This is a genomic window from Humidisolicoccus flavus (genome assembly GCF_045689595.1).
GTDB classification, from domain to species: Bacteria; Actinomycetota; Actinomycetes; order Actinomycetales; family Microbacteriaceae; genus Humidisolicoccus; species Humidisolicoccus flavus.
In genome coordinates this window covers 931,200-952,049 of the sequence record NZ_CP142724.1, presented here as the reverse complement: position 1 = coordinate 952,049, position 20,850 = coordinate 931,200, and the positions used below count along the sequence as shown (strand labels likewise).

The window sequence follows — 20,850 nt, the reverse complement described above, 5'->3', positions numbered from 1 at the left end:
CTCATGAGTGACCGTCGCTTTCTGATCATCTTCCACTCGGGGCGCGAAAACGCGATTGCCGGTGCCTCGAAAGTGCTCGAGCAACTCTTCGATGCTGGTGTCACCCCGGTGGTGTTGCCCGAAGATCGTTCGGCGCTCGCAGAAGACGCGCCCGGACTCGAACTCTTCGACCCAGAGCGCCCTGTCGAGTTGATCCTGACTCTCGGCGGTGATGGCACGATCTTGCGGGCCGCAGAGTGGCAACGAGCAACGGGAGCTCCGATGCTCGGAATCAACATGGGCCATGTCGGATTCCTCGCCGAGGCCGAGATGGCGGACCTCGAAGAGGTCGTGCGGCGATCGGTCGCAGGCTCCTACGAAGTCGAGGAGCGTTTGACGCTTGCGGTCTCGGTGTTCCACGGACATCGCCTCGTTTACGAGACTTGGGCTGCGAACGAAGCCGCCATCGAGAAGAGCGGGAGCGGCCGCATGATCGAGGTCGTGATCGCTGTCGACAACCGTCCGATCTCGTCGTTCGGCACCGACGCGGTCTTGATGTCCTCGGCCTCCGGCTCGACCGCGTACTCGTTCTCTGCAGGTGGTCCGATTGTCTGGCCGACCCTTGAAGCAATGCTCATGGTCCCGCTCGGTGCGCATGCGCTGTTCACCCGTCCACTCGTCGTCGCGCCCGATTCGATGATGAGTGTCGATGTCATCGCCGACTCAACCGGGCCCGGCGTGCTCTGGTGTGACAGCCGACGGTCCTTCCCGCTGCCTCCCGGCTCACGGGTGGAAGCGCGTAAGGGAATTCCGTTGCGGTTCGCTCGGCTCTCCGAAGCGCCGTTCGCAGACCGCCTCGTCGCGAAATTCAACCTGCCGGTCGTTGGCTGGCGCGAACAGGCACGAATCGAGCAGCCCAAATGATTGATGAACTCTCGCTGCACAACCTGGGTGTGATCGAGGCTGCGTCGTTACGACCCTCCGCTGGATTCACTGCGCTCACCGGTGAGACAGGTGCGGGCAAGACGATGGTCCTGAGCGCACTTTCCCTGCTTCGTGGGCAACGAGCGGATTCCGGATTAGTCCGTGCGGGAACACAGGGTGCGCACGCCGAAGCGTTCTGGGTGACCAACGATCCAGCCGTGGTCGAACAGGTGGAAGCCAGCGGTGGGTTCATCGAAGACGAACAACTCATCGTGAGTCGCTCAGTCAATGCCGAAGGCCGGAGCCGAGCGAGTCTGGGCGGTCGAAGCGTGCCTGCTGGTGTGCTGCAGTCGCTCAGTGAACACCTTGTGACGGTCCATGGACAGTCGGATCAGTTGCGGCTCCGGAGCGAAGCCGCGCAGCGCGACGCATTGGATGCGGCCGGCGGTGCGGCACTTGCGGACGTCATGACGAAGTATCGGCAGCACTTGAAGAATCTCAGGGCAGCGGAATCAGAACTCACGACGATCATTGAAGAGCGAGACGCCCGGATCGCCGAAGCGGAACAGTTGCGCGGCGACCTCGAGGCGGTCGAACTGGTCGATCCGAAACCCGGCGAAGACGAGCAGTTGCAGTCGCTCGCGGGCCGCTTGGAGAACGCGGAGCATTTGCGAGCACTCGTCGCAGAGGCATCCATTGCGCTGACCAACGACGGTGGCACGGATGCGCAGACTCTCGTGGGTGGCGCTCGCCAACTCATCGAACGCGGTATCAGTGAGGACCCGGCGTTGCAGCCTGCGCACTCACTCCTCCTCGACGCGGAAGCGCTCGTCGCTGAAGCGGCAGGTGCTCTCGCGACCTACCGAGACGGGCTCGCAGAGGAACATGGTGACCTCAACGAGATCAACGAACGCCGAAGCGACCTGGCCGCGCTTGCACGGCGGTTCGGAGGAACCATCGAAGACGCCCTCGAAGCGGCGAAGAACGGCGCGGTTCGCCTCGTCGAACTCGAAGGCGATGGGGAGCGGACCGAACATCTGGAAGCGCAGATCGAGCAAGAGCGAGCCCTGGTCGCCGAGCTTGCGTCAGAGCTCTCGAGGCAGCGCGCCTCGGTTGCGGAACGCTTGTCGGAGGCGGTCTCTGCCGAACTCCGCGGTCTTGCGATGCCCGATGCCTCCTTCACGATTCAGGTGACGCCAGGGGAGACGTTCTCCGCCCATGGTGCCGATGAAGTGCAGTTCCTGCTCGCTCCACATCGCGGTGCGACGCCGCGACCAGTCACGAAGAGCGCCTCCGGCGGTGAACTCTCGCGAGTCATGCTCGCGCTCGAAGTCGCGCTCGCGAGCGACCGAGTGCCGACCTTGGTCTTCGACGAGATCGACGCGGGCGTGGGTGGCGAGGCTGCCATCGAAATCGGGCGCCGCTTGAAGCAGCTCTCCTCGAATGCGCAGGTCATTGTCATCACGCACTTGGCGCAGGTCGCAGCGTTCGCCGATCGGCAGATCGTGGTGCAGAAATCGAGCAACGGCAACGTGACCGCATCGAGCGTGCAGACCGTCGACGGCGTCGATCGAGAGCGAGAACTCGCCCGGATGCTCTCTGGCCGCGCCGACAGCGACACGGCACTCGCGCACGCTCGCGAACTTCTCGCGCAATCCTGAACCTGCGCACTCGATGCCGAATAATTGAGGCCTGGCCTCAAATCTCAGTGGATTCCGATGGTCGCAGCCGGCGCGAACTCATCGGAAGAACACACGCTGCTGGCATGGCGCTCGCGCTCGACCCTATTTCTGCCGTAATATGAAAGCCCGTGGCGAGAGACAACGGAACCGTAACCAAGCAAATTTTCGTGACCGGCGGAGTCGTCTCGTCACTCGGCAAAGGCCTCACGGCCGCCAGCCTCGGGAATCTCCTGACAGCGCGTGGCCTCCGGGTCGTGATGCAGAAGCTCGATCCGTACCTCAACGTTGATCCGGGCACGATGAACCCCTTCCAGCACGGTGAAGTGTTCGTCACCGATGATGGCGCGGAGACCGACCTCGACATTGGTCACTACGAGCGCTTCCTCGACATCAACCTCTCGCAAGCGGCGAACGTAACGACCGGGCAGATCTACTCCCGAGTCATCGAGCGTGAACGTCGTGGCGAATACCTCGGCGACACCGTCCAGGTCATTCCGCACATCTCCGACGAAATCAAGCGTCGCATGCGCCTGCAGTCTGAGGACGACCCGCAGCCTGACGTCATCATCACCGAAATCGGTGGCACCGTTGGTGACATCGAATCGCAGCCGTTCATTGAAGCGGCCCGACAGGTTCGTCACGAACTCGGTCGGAAGAACTGCTTCTTCGTGCACGTCTCCCTCGTGCCGTATCTCGGAGCCTCCGGCGAGCAGAAGACCAAGCCGACGCAGCACTCGGTCGCAACACTCCGCTCGATCGGTATTCAGCCGGACGCGCTGGTCCTTCGCAGCGATCGCCCCGTGAGCGACAGCAACCGCAAGAAGATCGCACTGATGTGTGACGTCGAAGAAGACGCCGTTGTCAATGCGACCGATGCGGCAAGCATCTACGACATTCCGACGATGCTCACGAACCAGGGGCTCGACGCGTACATCATCGAACAACTCGGCCTGAAGCAGGCCGGTGAAGTCGACTGGTCGCGCTGGCAGCCCGTGCTCGACGCCGTGCACAACCCGAAGCACGAAGTCACGATCGGGCTCGTCGGGAAGTACATCGACCTCCCAGACGCCTACCTTTCGGTGACGGAAGCGCTCAAGGCCGGTGGCTTCGCTAACCAGACACGCGTGAACCTGCAGTGGATTCAGTCGGACGCCTGCCAGACACCTGAGGGCGCAGCGAAGCACCTCGGTGGACTCGATGCGATCTGCGTTCCCGGAGGCTTCGGTATTCGTGGCATCGAAGGCAAACTCGGTGCACTGAAGTTCGCTCGGGAGAACAATCTCCCAACCCTCGGACTCTGCCTTGGCTTGCAGTGCATGGTGATCGAATACGCACGGAACGTCGCGGGAATCGAAGACGCCTCATCGAGCGAGTTCGATGAGAACGCAGCAAACCCGGTCATCGCGACGATGGCGGAACAGGAAGACATTCTTCGCGGCGGAAACCTCGGCGGAACGATGCGTCTCGGGCTCTACGAAGCGAAGCTCGCTCCGGGCTCGCTGGCCGCAGAGGTGTACGGCGCTGAGGTTTCGCACGAGCGACACCGTCACCGCTACGAGGTCAACAACAAGTACCGTGCGCAGATCGCTGAGGCAGGCCTTTGGTTCTCTGGCACCTCACCCGACGATTCGCTCGTCGAATACGTCGAGCTGCCCGGGCACCCGTACTACATCGCGACGCAGGCACACCCTGAACTCCGGAGCCGCCCGAACCACGCGCACCCGCTCTTCCGGGGACTCGTTGCGGCCGCAATCGATCGTCAGCGTGCGACTCGTCTTTTCGACGATCCAGAGCCCGCCGAAAACGCGAGCGAGTGAGCATGAGCGCTGACGAGGCGACCAGGGCACTGCGTGACGAGTTCGCGCCGCAGCCACTGATCGATTCCTCCCGCGCGTTCAACGGTCACATCTGGAACATCGACGCAGAAACGTTCACGTTCGGCGAGTCCGAACTCCGCCGTGAAGTGATGACGCACCCGGGCGCGGTTGCAGTGCTCGTCGGGCGAGAGACTGAGCGCGGCACGGAGATCCTGCTCATCAACCAGTACCGGCAGCCTGTGCGGTCGCGGCTCTGGGAATTGCCCGCAGGACTGCTCGACATTGCGGAGGAGTCACCGCTGAGCGCAGCGCAGCGCGAACTCGCGGAAGAAGTCGACCTGCAGGCGCAATCGTGGTCGGTGCTGATCGACATCCTGACTTCTCCCGGCGGGAGCAGCGAGAGCATCCGAGTGTTCTATGCCACGCAGGCGAGCGAGATCGATGCGTTCGCCCGTGCAGAGGAAGAAGCCGAAATCGAGCGTCGCTGGGTGCTGCTCGACGATGCCGTGCAGGCGGTCCTTGCGCGAGAGATCCATAACTCGATCACCGTCACCGCGATCTTGAGTTTTGCCGCGGCGCAATCGCGCGGTGTTGCGCTCGCAGATGCGAACGTCGACTGGCCATTCGCACCGCAACGTTTGAACTGAGCGCGGCGCAGTGACTCCTGCAGAAGCGCTGCGACGCTACCTCCGGCACGTGACCGTTGAGCGTGGCCTTTCTGCACACACCCTTGCCGCCTATGAACGGGATCTCGGCGCATACCTTCTCGTTCTCGAGCGCGCGGGCGTGACCTCGGTCGCCGAAATCGAGTCACAGCACTGTCGAGCCTTTCGAGCCGCACTCGCCGATCGAGCGCTGAAACCGACGAGCATCGCTCGGCACATCAGCGCAATGCGCGGCTTTCACCGCTTCATGCTCGGGGAGGGGCTGACGGACGAGGATCCCTCGGTTGATGTCGCCGCTCCGAAACTTCCCTCACGGCTTCCGAAAGCGATCACCGTTGCGCAGATGACGACCCTGATCGATGCGGCGAGGGGTGAGGAACCGCTCGAGCTCCGGGATCACGCGCTGCTCGAAATGCTCTACGCCACGGGAGCTCGCGTGAGCGAGATCGTGCAGCTCGACGTTGACGACGTTATTGAGGGCGATACGGTGCGAGTCACCGGCAAGGGTAAGAAGCAACGATTGGTGCCGGTCGGCTCCTTCGCTCGCAAAGCACTCGATGCATACCTGGTCCGCGCTCGACCGATCCTGGCTGCGAAGACTGGTGGGCCGGCGCTGTTCCTCGGCGCTCGCGGTGCTCGTTTGTCGCGCCAGAGTGCGTGGCTCGTGATCCAGGCCATCGCTGATCGAGCGGAGCTTTCCGCGCACATTTCTCCGCACACCTTTCGCCATTCCTTTGCAACCCACCTGATCGAGGGCGGTGCCGACGTTCGCGTCGTGCAGGAATTACTCGGGCACTCCTCCGTTGCAACGACCCAGATTTATACGCTGCTCACCGCGGATTCCCTACGCGATATGTACCGGGAATCGCACCCGAGAGCGCAGCGCGCGACAGCGGACGCGACTCCTACGGAAGACTGACCCTCAACGCGAGGTTGAGATACACGCCGAATTCACCTCGCGGACCAATCGGGTTCACGACCATAGACTCTCGGTGTGAGTACTCATAGGGATCCAAACGCGGCGTCGCTGCCCGGCCTCGATGCTCCCGTTCTCGGCCCGACCGGCCGACCAGTGCACGAGTTCCCGGTCCCCGCGCCACTGAAACAACACGGCCCTGCGCGCATCATCACGATGTGCAACCAGAAGGGCGGCGTCGGCAAAACGACGACGAGCATCAACCTCGGTGCAGCCGTTGCCGAGTACGGCCGACGAGTGCTGGCAATCGACTTCGACCCGCAGGGTGCGCTCTCGGCGGGGCTCGGAATCAACAACCAGGACGCACCGACGATCTACGATCTATTGCTCACGCGCAACGCCGATGTGCACGCGACGATCCAGCACACGAGTGTTCCCGGGCTCGATGTGATCCCCGCGAACATCGATCTCTCCGCCGCAGAAGTTCACCTCGTGAACGAAGTGGCACGTGAGCAGATCCTCGCCCGTGTGCTTCGCCAGGTGAGTGACGAGTACGACCTGATCTTGATCGACTGCCAGCCATCGCTCGGCCTCCTGACCGTGAACGCGTTGACCGCAGCACACGGCGTTTTGATCCCCCTGGAGTGCGAGTACTTCGCGCTCCGCGGTGTTGCGCTCCTGAAAGAGACGATCGACAAGGTGCAGGATCGCCTGAACCCGGCACTCGTCCTCGACGGAATCCTCGCCACCATGTTCGACTCGCGCACACTGCACTCGCGTGAAGTGCTCGAGCGCGTAGTCGGGGCATTCGGCGATCAGGTGCTCGAGACCGTGATCCGTCGCACTGTGAAGTTCCCGGACGCCTCGGTTGCGGGGGTGCCGATCACGACCTACGCACCGGAACACGCTGCCAGTGAGGCATACCGTCAGCTCGCGCGGGAACTGATCTCCCGCGGCGCGATTGCCTGAGGCCCCCGAACGATGAGGCGCCTGTGACCTCGGAACACTCGGCGCTCGCCGAACCCGCTGAGCCAGGGGAAGCCATCGAAGGCGGAGACTCCGTCGAAGCCGGGGAATCGGAGCGCGGCTTTCGGCTCCATCTCGCGAACTTCGACGGCCCGTTCGATCTCCTGCTGACCCTCATCGGTAACCGAAGCCTCGACGTCACTGAGATCGCACTGTCGAAAGTCACCGACGATTTCATTGCGTACCTTCGGGAACTCGACGGCCCTGAGGAGCTCGACCAGGCGAGCGAGTTCATCGTGGTTGCCGCGACGCTGCTCGATTTGAAGATCGCGAGTCTGCTGCCGGCAGGTGAAGTCGTTGACAGCGAAGACATCGCCCTCCTCGAAGCGCGCGACCTGCTCTTTGCGCGCCTGCTCCAATACCGCGCCTTCAAGATGGCCTCGAACTGGTTCGCCGAACGAATGAGCACGGAGGCGGACCGGCACCCCCGAACCGTGCGGCTCGAAGATCGATTCCGTGAGCACACGCCAGAGTTGAAGTGGACGCTCTCGGCTGACGACTTTGCTGCACTCGCGCTCCTTGCCTTGACCCCGCGCGAAATTCCGACAGTCGGCCTCGAACACCTGCATGCTCCGCTCGTGAGCATTCGCGAGCAGGCCGCACACGTTGTCGCCTCGCTGCGATCAGGAGCGGCGAGCACCTTCCGCGAACTCATCGTGGGTGCCGCGAGCCGCGGCGTCGTGGTTGCGCGATTCCTTGCGGTGCTGGAGTTGTACCGCCACGCTGCAGTCGCATTCGAACAAATTGAACCGCTCGGTGAACTGCACGTTCGTTGGGTCGGAGAGCACTGGACCGACGAGAACCTCGCAAGCCTCGGAGCTGACTATGACCACTAACGCGCAGTCCACGAACGCAGAGGCTCCACCAGCCTTGGAATCGGCGAATCTCGAGTCGTCGTCCCTCGGCGAGCCCGATGCTACTGAAACCGAGCAGGATCCCCGCGATCTCGCGCGGCGTATCGAAGCGATCATGATGGTTGCCGATGAGCCGCAAGCGATCATCTCGCTCGCCACGGCGCTCGCCGTTCCCGTCGCGCACGTGAAAGCGGCGCTCGCTGAACTGGTCGCCGATTACGACGGCCACCGCGATGGCCCCGAGCGGGGATTCGAACTCCGTGAAGTCGGGGGAGGCTGGCGAATCTACGTGCGCTCCACCTACGACGCGGACGTCATGTCGCTCGTGCACTCGCAGAACCCCGCAAAGCTCTCGCAGGCTGCGCTCGAAACGCTCGCGGTGATCGCCTACAAGCAACCCATTACACGAGGAGCCGTCGCAGCGATCCGCGCGGTCAACGTGGACTCGGTAGTGCGTACACTGCTAGGTCGGGGACTCATCACCGAGGCCTTCACCGACAGCGAGACCGGCGCGATCAACTACGCCACCACGGATCTGCTGTTGACCCAACTGGGGATGAACTCGATTGACGAGCTCCCACCCATTTCTCCACTCCTCCCGGAAGGAACCGATGACTGAGCAAGGCGAACGCGTGCAGAAAGTGCTCGCGGCAGCAGGAGTCGCGAGCAGGCGAGTCGTGGAAGACATGATCGTCGAGGGACGAATCGTTGTGAACGGCGAGATCATGACCGAACTCGGTCGTCGCATCACGCTCGAGGATCGCGTCGAGGTCGATGGGTACGCAGTGCAGCTCGACGTCTCCAAGCGCTACATTCTGCTGAACAAGCCGGTGGGCGTCGTCTCGAGTCTTCGCGACGAGCAGGGGCGCCCGGATCTTCGCGAGTTCACCGAGCAGTACGAAGAGCGTCTCTACAACGTCGGTCGCCTCGACATCGAGACGAGCGGGCTGCTCGTGCTCACGAACGACGGTGACCTCGCACACACGCTCGCACACCCCTCCTTCGGCGTGGAAAAGACCTACATCGCTCGGGTCCGCGGATCGGTCGGAAAGACAGCGCTTCGCGAACTGCGTAAAGGATTCGAACTCGAAGACGGCTTCATCAAGGCCGACAAGGTGCGCACGCTCGACAATCCGAGCCAAGGGTTTCAAATGGTGGAGATCACGCTGCACTCGGGGCGAAACCGCATCGTGCGACGTATGTTCGATCACATCGACAATCCGGTCGTCGAACTCGTGCGACGACAGTTCGGGCCCCTGCATCTCGGAACGCTCCGCCAGGGCCACATGCGCGAAGTCAACCGCCGCGAGATGGGCGAACTGCTGACGCTCTCCCGTGGCGCGAGCGGCAAAGAGCGCCCGTTACCATAGAGGGTGCCCGCGGCACGGAATTCCTGCGCGGCACCGCGAAGGAGGAAACCGTGTCGCAATCGCGACTGAAGAGCGAAGTGCGAGTGGTCGGCACCGGCCTGCTTGGTTCGAGCATTGGGCTCGGGCTCACCGCCAAGGGCGTCACCGTCCAACTCGACGACATTTCACCGAGCAGCCTGCGACTTGCAATCGACTACGGCGCCGGTGTTGCGGCGACTCCGAACGACGACCCTGCGCTCATCGTCGTCTGTGTTCCACCCGACGTCACCGCGCGCGTCGTTGCAGAACAGCTCCGGATGTTCCCGAACGCGATTGTCACGGATGTCGCGAGCGTGAAAGCCGCACCCCTCCAAGAACTCCACGAGCTCGGCGCTGATGTATCCCGGTACCTCGGCACACACCCGATGGCCGGCCGTGAACGCAGCGGTGCGCTCGCCGGTCGAGGCGATCTCTTCATCGGTCGACCTTGGGTGATCGCAGGGCACGACGACATCACCTACAGCCAGGGCGGGCTCGTTGAAGATCTGATTCTCGACCTCGGCGCGATGCCGATCGAGATGAACGCGGCTGATCACGACCGTGCGGTCGCCGTCGCCTCGCACGTGCCACAGCTCGTCTCGAGCCTCATGGCCGCACGGCTCGAAACCGCCGACGACGAAGCGCTCCGACTCGCAGGGCAAGGGCTCCGCGATGTCACGCGCATCGCAGCGAGCGACACCAACCTCTGGGTGCAGATCCTCGGCGCGAACTCGGTCTCCGTCGCAGAAGAACTCACGAAGGTCCGCAGCGATCTCGATGCGCTCATCACGGCGCTCACCGACATCGATCGCGCGGGCGCACGCCGCGTCGTTGCCGATGCGCTGCATGCCGGAAATGCTGGCGTCGAGCGCCTGCCCGGCAAGCACGGCCAAAAGGTTCGCTTCGCTCGTATCTCGGTGCGGGTCGACGACAAGCCCGGTCAGCTCGCGCGCCTCATGACGACGATCGACGAGATCGGCATCAACATTGAAGACTTCCGGATCGAGCACGCAGAAGGCGCCGCGTTCGGTGTCGCCGAAGTGCTCGTGCAGCCCGAACGCGCCACCGACCTCGTCAACGCGCTCTCGGAACGTGAATGGACGGTACTGCTATGACAATCGTTGCTATTGACGGGCCGGCAGGCAGCGGAAAATCCAGTGTCTCTCGGGCCGCCGCAGAGAAGCTCGGTTTCCAGTTCCTCGACACCGGCGCCGCATATCGCGCGCTCGCCTGGAGCGTCTTAGAGGCGGGGGAGAGCACCGACGATGCTCGCGCGGTCATGCTGGCACTCCACGCCTTCGACTTCGAGATCGCGCTCGATCCGCAGGAGCGGTGGGTCCGGGTGGGCGAGCACGACGTCACCGAGGCCATTCGATCGGAGCGAGTGACGGCGGCGGTCAGCGGTGTTGCGAAGCTCGCGGATGTCCGGGTCGCACTCAATAACAAGTTCCGGGAGTTGCTTGCGGCGGCAAAGCCGGGCATTGTTGCGGAAGGACGTGACATCACCACAATCGTTGCGCCCGACGCAGATGTGCGAATTCTGCTCACCGCGGCACCAGAGGTGCGTGCGGCGAGACGCGCAGGCGAACTGCTGAATGCTGACGCTGACGCAGTGGCGAAACTGCTCGCCGCTCGAGACGCAAAGGACGCATCAGTTGTCGACTTCTTTACCGCCGCAGAGGGCGTGACCGTGGTCGACTCAACATTTTTGAATTTCGTCGAAACCGTGGATGCGGTCACGACACATGTAGCGGGGCTGGAGGCCACGAAATGACGAGCGAGGATCGCTTTGATGATGAATACCCGGCGTTGAGTGACGCCGAGCGCGAGCGCTTGGAATCACTCGACGAGGAGCTTGCCGACCAACGCGTCACCGCGTTGCGTGCAGGCCTTGATGAATACGAACTCGAAGAGGACGACGAGGACATCCTCGAACTCGCATCGGTCGACCCCGACGAGATCGTCTACATGCCGGCGCTTCCCGTGCTCGCAATCGTCGGTCGCCCGAACGTCGGCAAGTCCGCCCTCGTGAACCGAATCCTCGGTCGTCGCGAGGCAGTCGTTGAGGACACCCCTGGTGTGACGCGTGACCGCGTCTCATACAAGTCCGAGTGGAACACGCGCCGCTTCACGCTCGTCGACACGGGCGGCTGGGAACCGGACGCGAAGGGGATCGACCGCTCCGTCGCGCAGCAGGCCGAGATCGCTGTGGACCTGGCTGACGCGGTGCTCTTCATCGTCGACGTCAACGTCGGCCCGACATCGACCGACGAGCACGTCGTGAAAATGCTGCGCCAGTCGAACCGTCCCGTGATCCTGGTTGCGAACAAGGTTGACGACTCGCGGCAAGAAGCAGAAGCAGCGATGCTGTGGAGCCTCGGCCTTGGCGAGCCGCGCACCGTCTCGGCCCTGCACGGCCGTGGCGTCGCCGACCTCCTCGACGAGGTCATCAAGATCCTTCCCGAGGTTTCTGCAGTCGCGAAGCAGGAAGTCGGTGGACCGCGACGCATCGCGATCCTCGGACGCCCGAACGTCGGCAAGTCGAGCCTGCTCAACAAGGCTGCCGGTGAAGAGCGCGTCGTCGTCAACGAACTCGCTGGCACGACCCGCGACCCGGTCGACGAGCAGGTCGAGATCGGGGGCCGCGTCTGGACCTTCGTCGACACCGCCGGTATACGCCGCCGCGTGCACCTGCAGCAGGGTGCTGACTTCTACGCAACCCTCCGGACGCAGGCTGCGCTCGAGAAAGCCGAAGTCGGTGTCGTCATGATCGACGTCACACAGGTGATCAGCGAGCAGGACGTCCGGATCGTCGACCTCGTGCTCGAATCCGGCCGTGCGCTCGTGCTCGCGTTCAACAAGTGGGACGAACTGGACGACGAACGCCGTAAGTACCTTGAGCGTGAGATCGAGCAGGACCTCGCGCACGTCGCATGGGCGCCTCGCGTGAACATCTCCGCTCGGACGGGCCGTCACCTCGAAAAGCTCGTGCCCGCGCTCGAAGCTGCGCTCGAGGGGTGGGACACCCGTATTCCGACCGGCAAGTTCAACGCCTTCCTGGCAGACCTCACGGCGGAGCACCCTCACCCGGTTCGCGGTGGCAAGCAGCCACGCGTGCTCTTCGGCACGCAGGCCTCAACCCGCCCGCCGACCTTCGTGCTCTTCACGACCGGATTCCTCGACCCGCAGTACCGCCGCTTCATTCAGCGTCGTCTCCGCGAGGTGTACGGCTTCACGGGTACGCCGATCGTCACGAACATGCGCGTTCGTGAGAAGCGCACGCGTCGCACCTAAGCAGTGCTGCGGTGCGTGCACTCGCGTCTCGCAAGGCAGAAGGGCCGGTCACCTGTTGGTGAGCGGCCCTTTTGCCTTGGTGCGGGGAAGAGCACCGCGGATGGTCTGTGGCCCGAACCGACGGCGCCTAGATTGTGCTGCGTTCGGCTCGTGCGGCGTTTGGACTGTGCGGCGTTTGGACTGTGCGGCGTTCGGACTGTGCGGCGTTCGGCTCGTGCGACGTTCGGACCGTGCGGCGTTCGGACTGTGCGGCGTTTGGACTGCGCAGCGTTTGGACTGCGCAGCGTTCAGTCGTCGCTGAGCGACTGCACGGGAATCGACTGCGTCGTGATCGGCGTCTTGTCGAGGGAGATGGAGACGAGCGCGAGCACGAATCCGAGGCTCGCGAGGACGACACCCACCCAGCCGGGCGCGAGGTATCCGAAGCCCGCAGCGATGACGAGCCCACCGAGCCAAGCGCCGAGCGCGTTGCCGACGTTGAACGCTGCGTGGTTGAGCGCTGCGCCAAGGAGTTCCGCTTCGCCGGCGATCGCGATGAGTCGCGCCTGGAGCGAGGGGATGAGCATTGAGGAGGTGAGCCCGATGAGGAGCGCTGCGATGAAGAGCGTGACGGGTGCGGTCGCGAAGAGCGCGTAGCCGGCGAGCACCACGATGAGACTCGTGAACCCGATGATGACGGTGCGTGAGAGGTTCCTGTCGGCGAGGAATCCACCCAGGATGTTGCCGACCGTCATACCGACACCGAGCGTCGCGAGCACCCAGGGCACCGCGACTTCGGGGAGCCCGACCACGCGGGTCGTGACTTCTGCAATGTACGAGTAGAGCGCGAAGAACCCGCCGAAGCCGATCGATCCGACCGCGACCATCAACCAGAGCCGACCGCTACGGAACGCGCTGAGTTCGGCTGCCACGCCACGCTTCGGGTTTCCGGGCGTGCGAGGCAGAGTGAAGAATCCGAGCACGAGCGTCACCGCGAAGATCACGGCGACGGCCACGTATGCCCAGCGCCATCCGGCCTGCTGGCCGAGGAACGTCGCGAGCGGAACGCCGACCACGTTCGCGATCGTGAGACCACTGAGCGCGAGGGCGACCCCTTGGCCCTGCTTGCCCGGGCCCATGATGCGTGCTGCCAGCAGCGAGGCGACACCGAAGTAGGCGCCGTGCGGCAGTCCGGCAACGAAGCGGGCGATTGCGGTCGTTGCGAAGTCGGGCATGATCGCGGAGGCGAGCGAGGCGAGCGTGAACGCGATGAGCAAGAGGAATGCGAGCTTCGACTGCGACATCTTCGCGGCCAGCACTGCAAGCGTTGGAGCACCAACGACAACGCCGAGCGCATAGGCGGAGATCAGGAGTCCGGCCTGAGCGATGTTCTGCTCAGGAGCGGCGTCGAAGTTCGGCAGGAGGTCGCGGGCGATATCGGGCAGCAGACCCATCGTTGCGAACTCGGTCACGCCGATGCCGAAGCCACCGAGCGCGAGCGCGAAAAGGGCAAAGAACTTGCGTGGTTTTGAAAGGGCGATCATGGGACTCTCTAGCAATGGGGAGCGAGAGTCGGCGCGAGTCTCGTTCAGAAGTTGGTCTGCTCGCGACTGCGCGATCTTCTCATGCTAACGACCTGAGACCCCTCGTGTATTCCTGCCGGGAGAAGTTGTGCGCCGTCAGTTCAGTGGAAGTGCACGATGCGATCCGAGGAGCCTTCGGTTAGGCTTGCCTAAGTTGTCGTTCGCGCCCGTCGCACTCGGAGGATTTTCATGAGCACTGGACCAGCCCGCATCGCTGCGGTGGAGCCAAAGTTCATCGAACTCGAAGTGCTCGGCAACGAATCCTTGTCGCCGCACTTGCGTCGCGTCACCCTCGGTGGTGAGGAAGTCGCTGCAATGACTCCGCAGGGCTTTGATCAGTGGTTCCGTATGTTCATGCGGAAGCCGGGTCAGCAGCAACTGCACATCCCGACCTCGCCGACCCGCTGGTTCCCGCAGTACCTGACCATGAGCGGCGCGAATCGTCCGCTTGTTCGGAACTACACGGTCCGCTCGTTCCGCCCTGGCGTCAACGAGATCGACATCGACTTCGTCGTGCACGAAGACCCGGGCCCCGGCGCGGCTTGGGCGCTGGATGCCAAGCGTGGTGAACGTGCGGTCATCCTCGATGAGGGTCTGCTTTACAACGATTCGGATCTTCCGGGCGATGTGTTGATCGTCGGCGACACCTCTGCCTTGCCCGCGATCGCCGGGATCACCGAATCGATCGATCGCAATCGAGGCGGCGTCGCCCTCATCGAGGTCAACCACCCCGATGACCGTCAAGAGTTCAATGCTCCCGAGAACCTCGAGGTGCACTGGCTCGTCGGCAAAGCCACAGAGCAGGACGGTCAGCTCGCGCTTCGCACGCTGCCCGAACTGCAGCTCTCCGAGCACCTGGCGTACGCGTACGTCGCAGGGGAGTCCGGCTTAGCCGCAGGAACCCGTCGTCACCTCGTTCGTGAACGCGGACTCTCGAAGCAGCAAGTGACCTTCACCGGCTACTGGAAGCACGGCAAGGGGTACATGTAGCGCTCGGCAACGTTCCGACCGGCGCTCGCTGAAACGAAGCCGTCCGGGGAGCGGAAGGTGTTGCACCCGTCAACACTCGGCCGCGCAAGCACGTCACAATAGGTTCCACCGACTCAATGACGAATCGAAGGAGCTTGATCCCGTGACCTCAGCGTTCGAAACCAGCCACAACACTTGGCTGAGCCGAGTAGCCATCGCCGAAACCATGGTCCCGATCATTGGCCGCCTCTACCGTGAACGCGACGTCGTCACGAGTGTGTACGGCCGCAGCCTCGTCAACCAGTCGGCAATTGACATCTTGAAGGCTCACCGGTTCGCGCGCCGCCTCGCGGAGGCAGAACCCAATATCGAACACTCGCTCCGGATCCTGGAAATCGCTGACGCTGCCGCGACGACCGGCATCTCGCTCGACCTCGGCGCGCTCCTCGGTGAAGTCGACGGCACTGATCTTGATGCATCGCTTCGCGCCATCCTGGAGGCATTGCCTCGCCGGGCCGAAGTAGAACGGCCACGAGACGTCGTGCTCTACGGTTTCGGGCGCATCGGTCGCCTGCTCGCGCGCATCCTGATCGCGCACTCCGGCCGTGGACTCGGCCTTCGACTTCGAGCGATCGTGGTGCGCCGGGGCGGCGAGAACGATCTGCAGAAGCGGGCGAGTCTGCTCCGCCGCGACAGCGTGCACGGGCAGTTCGACGGCACGATCACGGTCGATGAAGAGACCAACACGATCCTCGCCAATGGCACGCTGATCCAGGTCATCTACTCGGACGATCCTGCGCGCGTGGACTACGCCTCCTATGGCATTCACGATGCGGTGATCGTCGACAACACGGGCCGGTGGCGTGACGAGCAGGGGCTCTCGCAGCACCTCGAAAGCCCGGGCGCCGGTCGAGTGCTGCTGACGGCTCCCGGCAAGGGCGCATTGAAGAACATCGTGTTCGGCATCAATCATCAGGAGATCGAGGCGAGTGACGCAATCGTCACGGCAGCCTCGTGCACGACGAACGCGATCACTCCCGTCTTGAAGGTCATGAGCGATGCCTACGGGATCGCCCACGGACACGTCGAGACCGTGCACTCCTTCACGAACGATCAGAACCTGATCGACAACTTCCACAAGGGCGACCGCCGAGGTCGCTCCGCGGCGCTCAACATGGTGATCACGGAAACCGGCGCTGCGAGTGCGGTCGCGAAGGCGCTGCCTCACCTGCAGGGCAAGCTCACGGGCAACGCGATCCGAGTACCGACGCCCGACGTTTCGATGGCGATCCTGCACCTGACGCTTGAACGCGGCACCGACCGCAACGAACTGAACGCGCGGTTGCGGGAAATGTCGCTCTCCGGCGAACTCCGGACGCAGATCGACTACATCGAGTCGCCCGAGGTGGTCTCGACCGATTTCGTCGGCTCGAATCGCGCGGGGATCGTCGATGGGCTGGCGACGATTGCCGACGGCGTGCACGTGGTGCTGTACGTCTGGTACGACAACGAGTTCGGGTATTCATCGCAGGTGATCCGAGTGCTTGAGGAGATGGCTGGGCAGCGGTAGCGGGGCTTTCCCTCGAAGGGCTGGGGTTGCGCGCACTCGCGTTTCGCTGAACGGAACGCACTGCTTGACGTCGCGAGGCTTGGTTAGGGTAGCCTTACCTAAATCGAGCGCGTGCCAGTGTTGCCATGCGCGCCAACCCACCAGAACCTCGGAGGTTTCCGCGTGTCCACCACTCGAACGAAGTTCGGCGCCATCGCACTGTTTGCGACCGCCTCAATGCTGCTTGCAGGCTGCTCAGCGCAGTCGCCGGATGCGAGCACCCCCTCGGGCAGCAGTGATGCCGGCACGAGCGACGTGATCACGATCGACACCACGAACGGCGCCGTCGAGGTTCCCGTCAACCCGGAGCGCGTCGTCGCGCTCGACAACACTTCATTCGAAACACTCCGCGACCTCGGCATCACGCCGGTCGCCGTGCCGAAGGGCCTCCTGCCAGACGTCGGCTACGAAGACTGGATCGCCGACGAGAGCATCCTTGATGTCGGAATGCATCGCGAACCGAACCTCGAAGCAGTGAGCGAAGCCGAGCCAGACCTGATCATCGGCGGCTACCGTTTCCAGGACTACCAGGATGACCTCGAATCGATCGCGCTGACCATCGACATCGCCGGCAACGACGAGTACGCGGACGGCTGGGTTGAATCGCTCAAGCACCAGACCGAAACGCTCGGCCAGATCTTCGAGAAGGAAGACGAAGCTGCCGCGATCATCGAAGAGCTCGAGGCCGCGGAATCTGAAGCTGCCGCTGCAACCAATGGTGAAACCGTATTCCTCTCGGTCGTCTCGGCAGGCAAGATCGACAATGGCGCTGGCCGGATCGGGCGCATCCTCGAACCGCTGAACCTCGTTGACGTCTTCGCTGGTGAAGAAGGCGACGTCCACGGTGACTCGGGGCTCGCGCCAGAGACCATCGCGCAGGCGAACCCGGACTGGGTGATCGTGCTCGACCGCGACGCTGCAGCCGGTGAAGGTGAAGTGCTCCCCGCCGAGCAGGTCTTCGCAGCGCAAGAGGCGTTCGCGAACACGACCTTCACGACCGAAGATCACATCATCTACCTCGACCCGTACTTCTACGTTCGCGAGGGAATTCAGGCGTACACGGAAGCGTACGAACAGATCGCAACGGCCTTCACGAAGTAGCAGCCGTTCGATGGTTTGGTCGCTGGTGGTGCAGCCAGCGACCAAACCGCATCCTGCTCTTGGGCGCGTTCATGGCCAACGTCGAACGCTCCTCTGCTCGCCGTCGACAGAAGTGACACCTCCCGAATGACCAACGTGCTCGCTGCAGACTCCGCAGCCCACGATGCTGCGACTGCCGCAACGCAACGACTTCGCCGCCGCCGACTCCTGCTCGGCGGCATTGCTGTGTCGTTCGTCCTGTTGTTCGTGGCCTCCCTGTCGATCGGCGGATACGACATCACGCTCGAAAAGCTCCTGCACGACCCCGAAGCACGAGCAATGTTCTTCATCTCCCGGATTCCGCGCACGCTCGCCCTGTGTTTTGCGGGCGTGGCCATGTGCGTTTCTGGCGTCATCATGCAGGTCGTCACGCAGAACAAGTTCGTCGAACCAACGACCGCCGGAACGACGCAGTGGGCTGGGCTCGGTATCTTGATCGGCCTGATCTTCTTCCCGGCGGCGACCCCACTGCTGAAAATGGTGATCGCAACCGGCTTCGCGTTCGTCGGCACCATGGTGTTCATCGGCGTGATCCGCGGGATCAAGCACAAGGGCTCAGTGCTCGTGCCGCTCGTCGGGATCATGCTCGGCGCGGTCGTCGGAGCGGCGACGCTGCTGCTTGCCAGCGAGAACGACCTCCTGCAATCGATGTCGACCTGGCGCTCCGGCGGTTTCAGCAGCGTCGTGCGCGGCTTCTACGAGCCGCTGTGGGCAGTTGCGATCATCGCGATCGGAGCCTGGTTCTTGGCCGACCGCCTCACGATCATCGGACTCGGCAAAGACTTCGCCACCAACGTCGGGGTGCACTACGAGCGTGTTGTCCTCCTAGGCGTCACGATGGTTGCGCTCGCCGCGGGTGTGACGAGCGTCGTCGTCGGATTCATCCCGTTTCTCGGACTGATCGTTCCGAACCTCATCTCAATGTCGCTCGGCGATGACGCCAGGCGCAACCTACCCTGGGTCGCGCTCACGGGCGCCTCACTGCTGATGGCGTGCGACATCGTCGGCCGCCTGGTGGTCGCGCCGATGGAGATTCCCGCCTCGGTGATCCTCGGAGTGATCGGGGCTGTCGTGTTCATCGGCATCATGCTGCGCCAGCGGAAGAATCATGGCTGAGCGCGGCGTCGGCGTTTCGGGCTCCGGCGAACAGGGCCGGCCGGAACGATCGCTACCGCAGCCGATGCAGCTGCCACCGATGCAGCGATTCGCCGCCAAAGTACGACGGACTGGCCGCGCAATCGCAGATCGGATGCCGAACGTCTCGTGGCAATGGCGGCTCGTCATCGCCTCGGTCATCGTCGTCATCGCGATCCTGTGTTTCTTGTTTCTCTTCATTCGCGGATCGTTCGATTTCGCGTTCCCGCGGCGGGCAACGATGCTCGGCGCGATGGTGGTCGCCGCCTTCACACAGGGCGTCGGCACGGTGCTCTTCCATACGATCACCGCGAACCGGATTCTGACGCCCTCGATCATCGGCTTCGATTCGATGTACGTGCTCATGCAGACGCTCATGGTGTTCGTCTTCGGTGGCACGGTAATCGCGAACACGGAAGGGATCCCGAAGCTGCTCGCGCAAACCGCGCTCATGGTGGCGTTTGCAACGATCCTCTACCGCTGGCTGTTCTCCGGACGGTTCGGCAGCCTCATGGTGCTGCTACTCGTGGGGGTCGTGCTCGGGCTCGCCTTCGACAGCCTCTCGGTGTTCCTGCAGCGGCTCCTCTCGCCAACCGAGTACGACATGCTCTCGGTACGACTCTTCGGGCGTTTGAGCGCAGTGAACAGTGACTATCTGCCGCTCGCCTTCGGGGTGTGCATCGTGATCGGCATCATCGTGTGGCGAAAGCGCGCGACCTACGATGTGCTGCTGCTCGGGCGCGAACACGCGGTCAACCTCGGGGTCTCCTACAAGCGCGAACTCACGCTCTCGCTCGTGCTCATCGCGATCATGATCGCCTTCTCCACCGCCCTCGTCGGACCGCTCACCTTCTTCGGTTTTGTGATCGCGACGCTCGCGTACCAAATCGCAGGCGACTTCCGGCACCGGGCGATCCTGCCGATGGCGTTCCTGCTCGGGCTCTTCACACTCGTGGGCGGGCAGTTCGTCATGCAGCACGTGTTCTACGCCAACGGCATGCTCACCGTCATCATCGAGTTCGTCGGAGGCATCGTCTTCCTCGCGCTCCTGCTCGCAAAGAAAGGCCGACTGTGATTTCGTTCACCGACGTTGGAAAGCGCTACGGCGATGAGACCGTGCTGGGGCCGGTCACGGGGTCGATCGAGCGCGGCGGAGTGACGGCGCTGATCGGCCCGAACGGGGCGGGGAAGTCGACGCTGCTCACGATCATCGGGCGATTGCTCGATCCGACCTCCGGGGTGGTTGAAGTCGCAGGACAGAACGTGCGCACTGTGAAGTCGCGGGATCTCGCGAAGCAGCTCTCGATCCTGCGACAAGAGAATCATCTGACGGCGAGGCTCACGGTGAAAGACCTCGTGGGGCTCGGGCGGTTTCCGCACTCGCAGGGGCGATTGACGGCCGAGGACCAGCGCCACGTCGATGAGGCGCTCGAGTTCCTGAACCTCACGGCGCTCCAGCACCGGTTTCTCGATCAGCTTTCGGGAGGCCAGCGGCAACGAGCGTTCGTCGCGATGGTGCTCGCGCAAGACACCGAGTACGTCTTGCTCGACGAGCCGCTCAACAACCTCGACATGAAGCACGCGGTGCTCATGATGCGTCAGCTGCGGCGTGCAGCGGACGAGCTCGGGAAGACAATCGTGCTCATCATCCACGACATCAACTTCGCCTCGGCCTACGCGGACCACATTGTTGCGCTGCGCGATGGTCAGATCGTCGTTGCGGGCACGGCGGAAGAGATCATGCAGGACGAGATCCTGACGGACGTCTTCGACACCGAGGTGCGCGTGCACGATCTCGGAGGGCGGCGCACTGCGGTGTACGTGTGATGCGCTGAAGGTTCGGAGCGAATGCTCTGAGCTGAGGGTTCGGAGCTGAGTCGTTTGGTGCCCT

General features: G+C 63.3%; 19 protein-coding genes. 18 read left to right on the top strand and 1 reads right to left on the bottom strand.

Features of this window, described 5'->3' with window-relative positions:
- The first annotated feature begins 3 nt into the window (after window positions 1–3).
- From U2H20_RS04540 to der, 12 genes are all read left to right on the top strand, one after another.
- A complete protein-coding gene (locus tag U2H20_RS04540; protein ID WP_430593308.1) occupies window positions 4–903 on the top strand; it encodes an NAD kinase in 900 nt (299 codons plus the stop codon).
- A complete protein-coding gene (recN, locus tag U2H20_RS04535) occupies window positions 900–2,564 on the top strand; it encodes a DNA repair protein RecN (protein WP_430593307.1) in 1,665 nt (554 codons plus the stop codon). Before U2H20_RS04540 ends, recN begins: the two co-directional genes overlap by 4 nt.
- A gap of 149 nt (window positions 2,565–2,713) precedes the next feature.
- Complete coding sequence (locus U2H20_RS04530; protein WP_430593306.1) at window positions 2,714–4,402, top strand: CTP synthase; 1,689 nt, start codon at window positions 2,714–2,716, stop codon at window positions 4,400–4,402.
- Window positions 4,403–4,404: 2 nt separating this feature from the next.
- Window positions 4,405–5,049, top strand: a complete 645-nt coding sequence (locus tag U2H20_RS04525) for an NUDIX domain-containing protein (protein WP_430593305.1) — start codon at window positions 4,405–4,407, stop codon at window positions 5,047–5,049.
- 10 nt (window positions 5,050–5,059) lie between these two features.
- Window positions 5,060–5,986: a site-specific tyrosine recombinase XerD gene (xerD, locus tag U2H20_RS04520; RefSeq protein ID WP_430593304.1), complete on the top strand. Its 927-nt coding sequence runs from the start codon at window positions 5,060–5,062 to the stop codon at window positions 5,984–5,986.
- Between the two features lie 75 nt (window positions 5,987–6,061).
- Window positions 6,062–6,952, top strand: coding sequence for a ParA family protein (locus U2H20_RS04515; RefSeq protein ID WP_430593303.1), 891 nt, complete (start codon window positions 6,062–6,064; stop codon window positions 6,950–6,952).
- Window positions 6,953–6,975: 23 nt separating this feature from the next.
- A complete protein-coding gene (locus U2H20_RS04510) occupies window positions 6,976–7,845 on the top strand; it encodes a segregation and condensation protein A (protein WP_430593302.1) in 870 nt (289 codons plus the stop codon).
- Window positions 7,835–8,482: an SMC-Scp complex subunit ScpB gene (gene scpB / locus U2H20_RS04505; RefSeq protein ID WP_430593301.1), complete on the top strand. Its 648-nt coding sequence runs from the start codon at window positions 7,835–7,837 to the stop codon at window positions 8,480–8,482. Before U2H20_RS04510 ends, scpB begins: the two co-directional genes overlap by 11 nt.
- Window positions 8,475–9,233: a pseudouridine synthase gene (locus U2H20_RS04500; RefSeq protein ID WP_430593300.1), complete on the top strand. Its 759-nt coding sequence runs from the start codon at window positions 8,475–8,477 to the stop codon at window positions 9,231–9,233. Before scpB ends, U2H20_RS04500 begins: the two co-directional genes overlap by 8 nt.
- Before the next feature lie 50 nt (window positions 9,234–9,283).
- Window positions 9,284–10,366 carry a prephenate dehydrogenase gene (locus U2H20_RS04495; RefSeq protein ID WP_430593299.1) on the top strand — a complete coding sequence of 361 codons (1,083 nt, stop codon included), beginning with the start codon at window positions 9,284–9,286 and terminating at the stop codon, window positions 10,364–10,366.
- Window positions 10,363–11,025, top strand: coding sequence for a (d)CMP kinase (gene cmk, locus U2H20_RS04490; protein ID WP_430593298.1), 663 nt, complete (start codon window positions 10,363–10,365; stop codon window positions 11,023–11,025). Before U2H20_RS04495 ends, cmk begins: the two co-directional genes overlap by 4 nt.
- Window positions 11,022–12,545 (top strand): ribosome biogenesis GTPase Der, encoded by a 1,524-nt coding sequence (gene der / locus U2H20_RS04485; protein WP_430593297.1) that lies wholly within the window; start codon window positions 11,022–11,024, stop codon window positions 12,543–12,545. The genes cmk and der overlap by 4 nt, the downstream gene beginning before the upstream one ends.
- Before the next feature lie 287 nt (window positions 12,546–12,832).
- Here the strand turns inward: der and U2H20_RS04480 are convergent, their stop codons facing one another.
- Complete coding sequence (locus U2H20_RS04480) at window positions 12,833–14,068, bottom strand: MFS transporter (protein ID WP_430593296.1); 1,236 nt, start codon at window positions 14,066–14,068, stop codon at window positions 12,833–12,835.
- A 228-nt stretch (window positions 14,069–14,296) separates the two neighbouring features.
- On the opposite strand from U2H20_RS04480, the gene U2H20_RS04475 reads away from it, so the two are divergent.
- The 6 genes from U2H20_RS04475 to U2H20_RS04450 all read left to right on the top strand — a co-directional run bounded on the left by U2H20_RS04475 (window position 14,297) and on the right by U2H20_RS04450 (window position 20,786).
- Complete coding sequence (locus U2H20_RS04475) at window positions 14,297–15,097, top strand: siderophore-interacting protein (RefSeq protein ID WP_430593295.1); 801 nt, start codon at window positions 14,297–14,299, stop codon at window positions 15,095–15,097.
- A 178-nt stretch (window positions 15,098–15,275) separates the two neighbouring features.
- The gene (locus tag U2H20_RS04470) at window positions 15,276–16,646 is read left to right on the top strand and encodes a glyceraldehyde-3-phosphate dehydrogenase (protein WP_430593595.1); all 1,371 of its coding nucleotides are present in this window, start codon (window positions 15,276–15,278) and stop codon (window positions 16,644–16,646) included.
- Between the two features lie 162 nt (window positions 16,647–16,808).
- Window positions 16,809–17,786, top strand: a complete 978-nt coding sequence (locus U2H20_RS04465; protein WP_430593294.1) for a siderophore ABC transporter substrate-binding protein — start codon at window positions 16,809–16,811, stop codon at window positions 17,784–17,786.
- A gap of 126 nt (window positions 17,787–17,912) precedes the next feature.
- Window positions 17,913–18,941, top strand: coding sequence for an ABC transporter permease (locus tag U2H20_RS04460; RefSeq protein ID WP_430593293.1), 1,029 nt, complete (start codon window positions 17,913–17,915; stop codon window positions 18,939–18,941).
- Complete coding sequence (locus U2H20_RS04455; RefSeq protein WP_430593292.1) at window positions 18,934–20,034, top strand: iron chelate uptake ABC transporter family permease subunit; 1,101 nt, start codon at window positions 18,934–18,936, stop codon at window positions 20,032–20,034. Before U2H20_RS04460 ends, U2H20_RS04455 begins: the two co-directional genes overlap by 8 nt.
- Window positions 20,031–20,786: an ABC transporter ATP-binding protein gene (locus U2H20_RS04450; RefSeq protein ID WP_430593291.1), complete on the top strand. Its 756-nt coding sequence runs from the start codon at window positions 20,031–20,033 to the stop codon at window positions 20,784–20,786. The genes U2H20_RS04455 and U2H20_RS04450 overlap by 4 nt, the downstream gene beginning before the upstream one ends.
- Window positions 20,787–20,850: the final 64 nt, after the last annotated feature.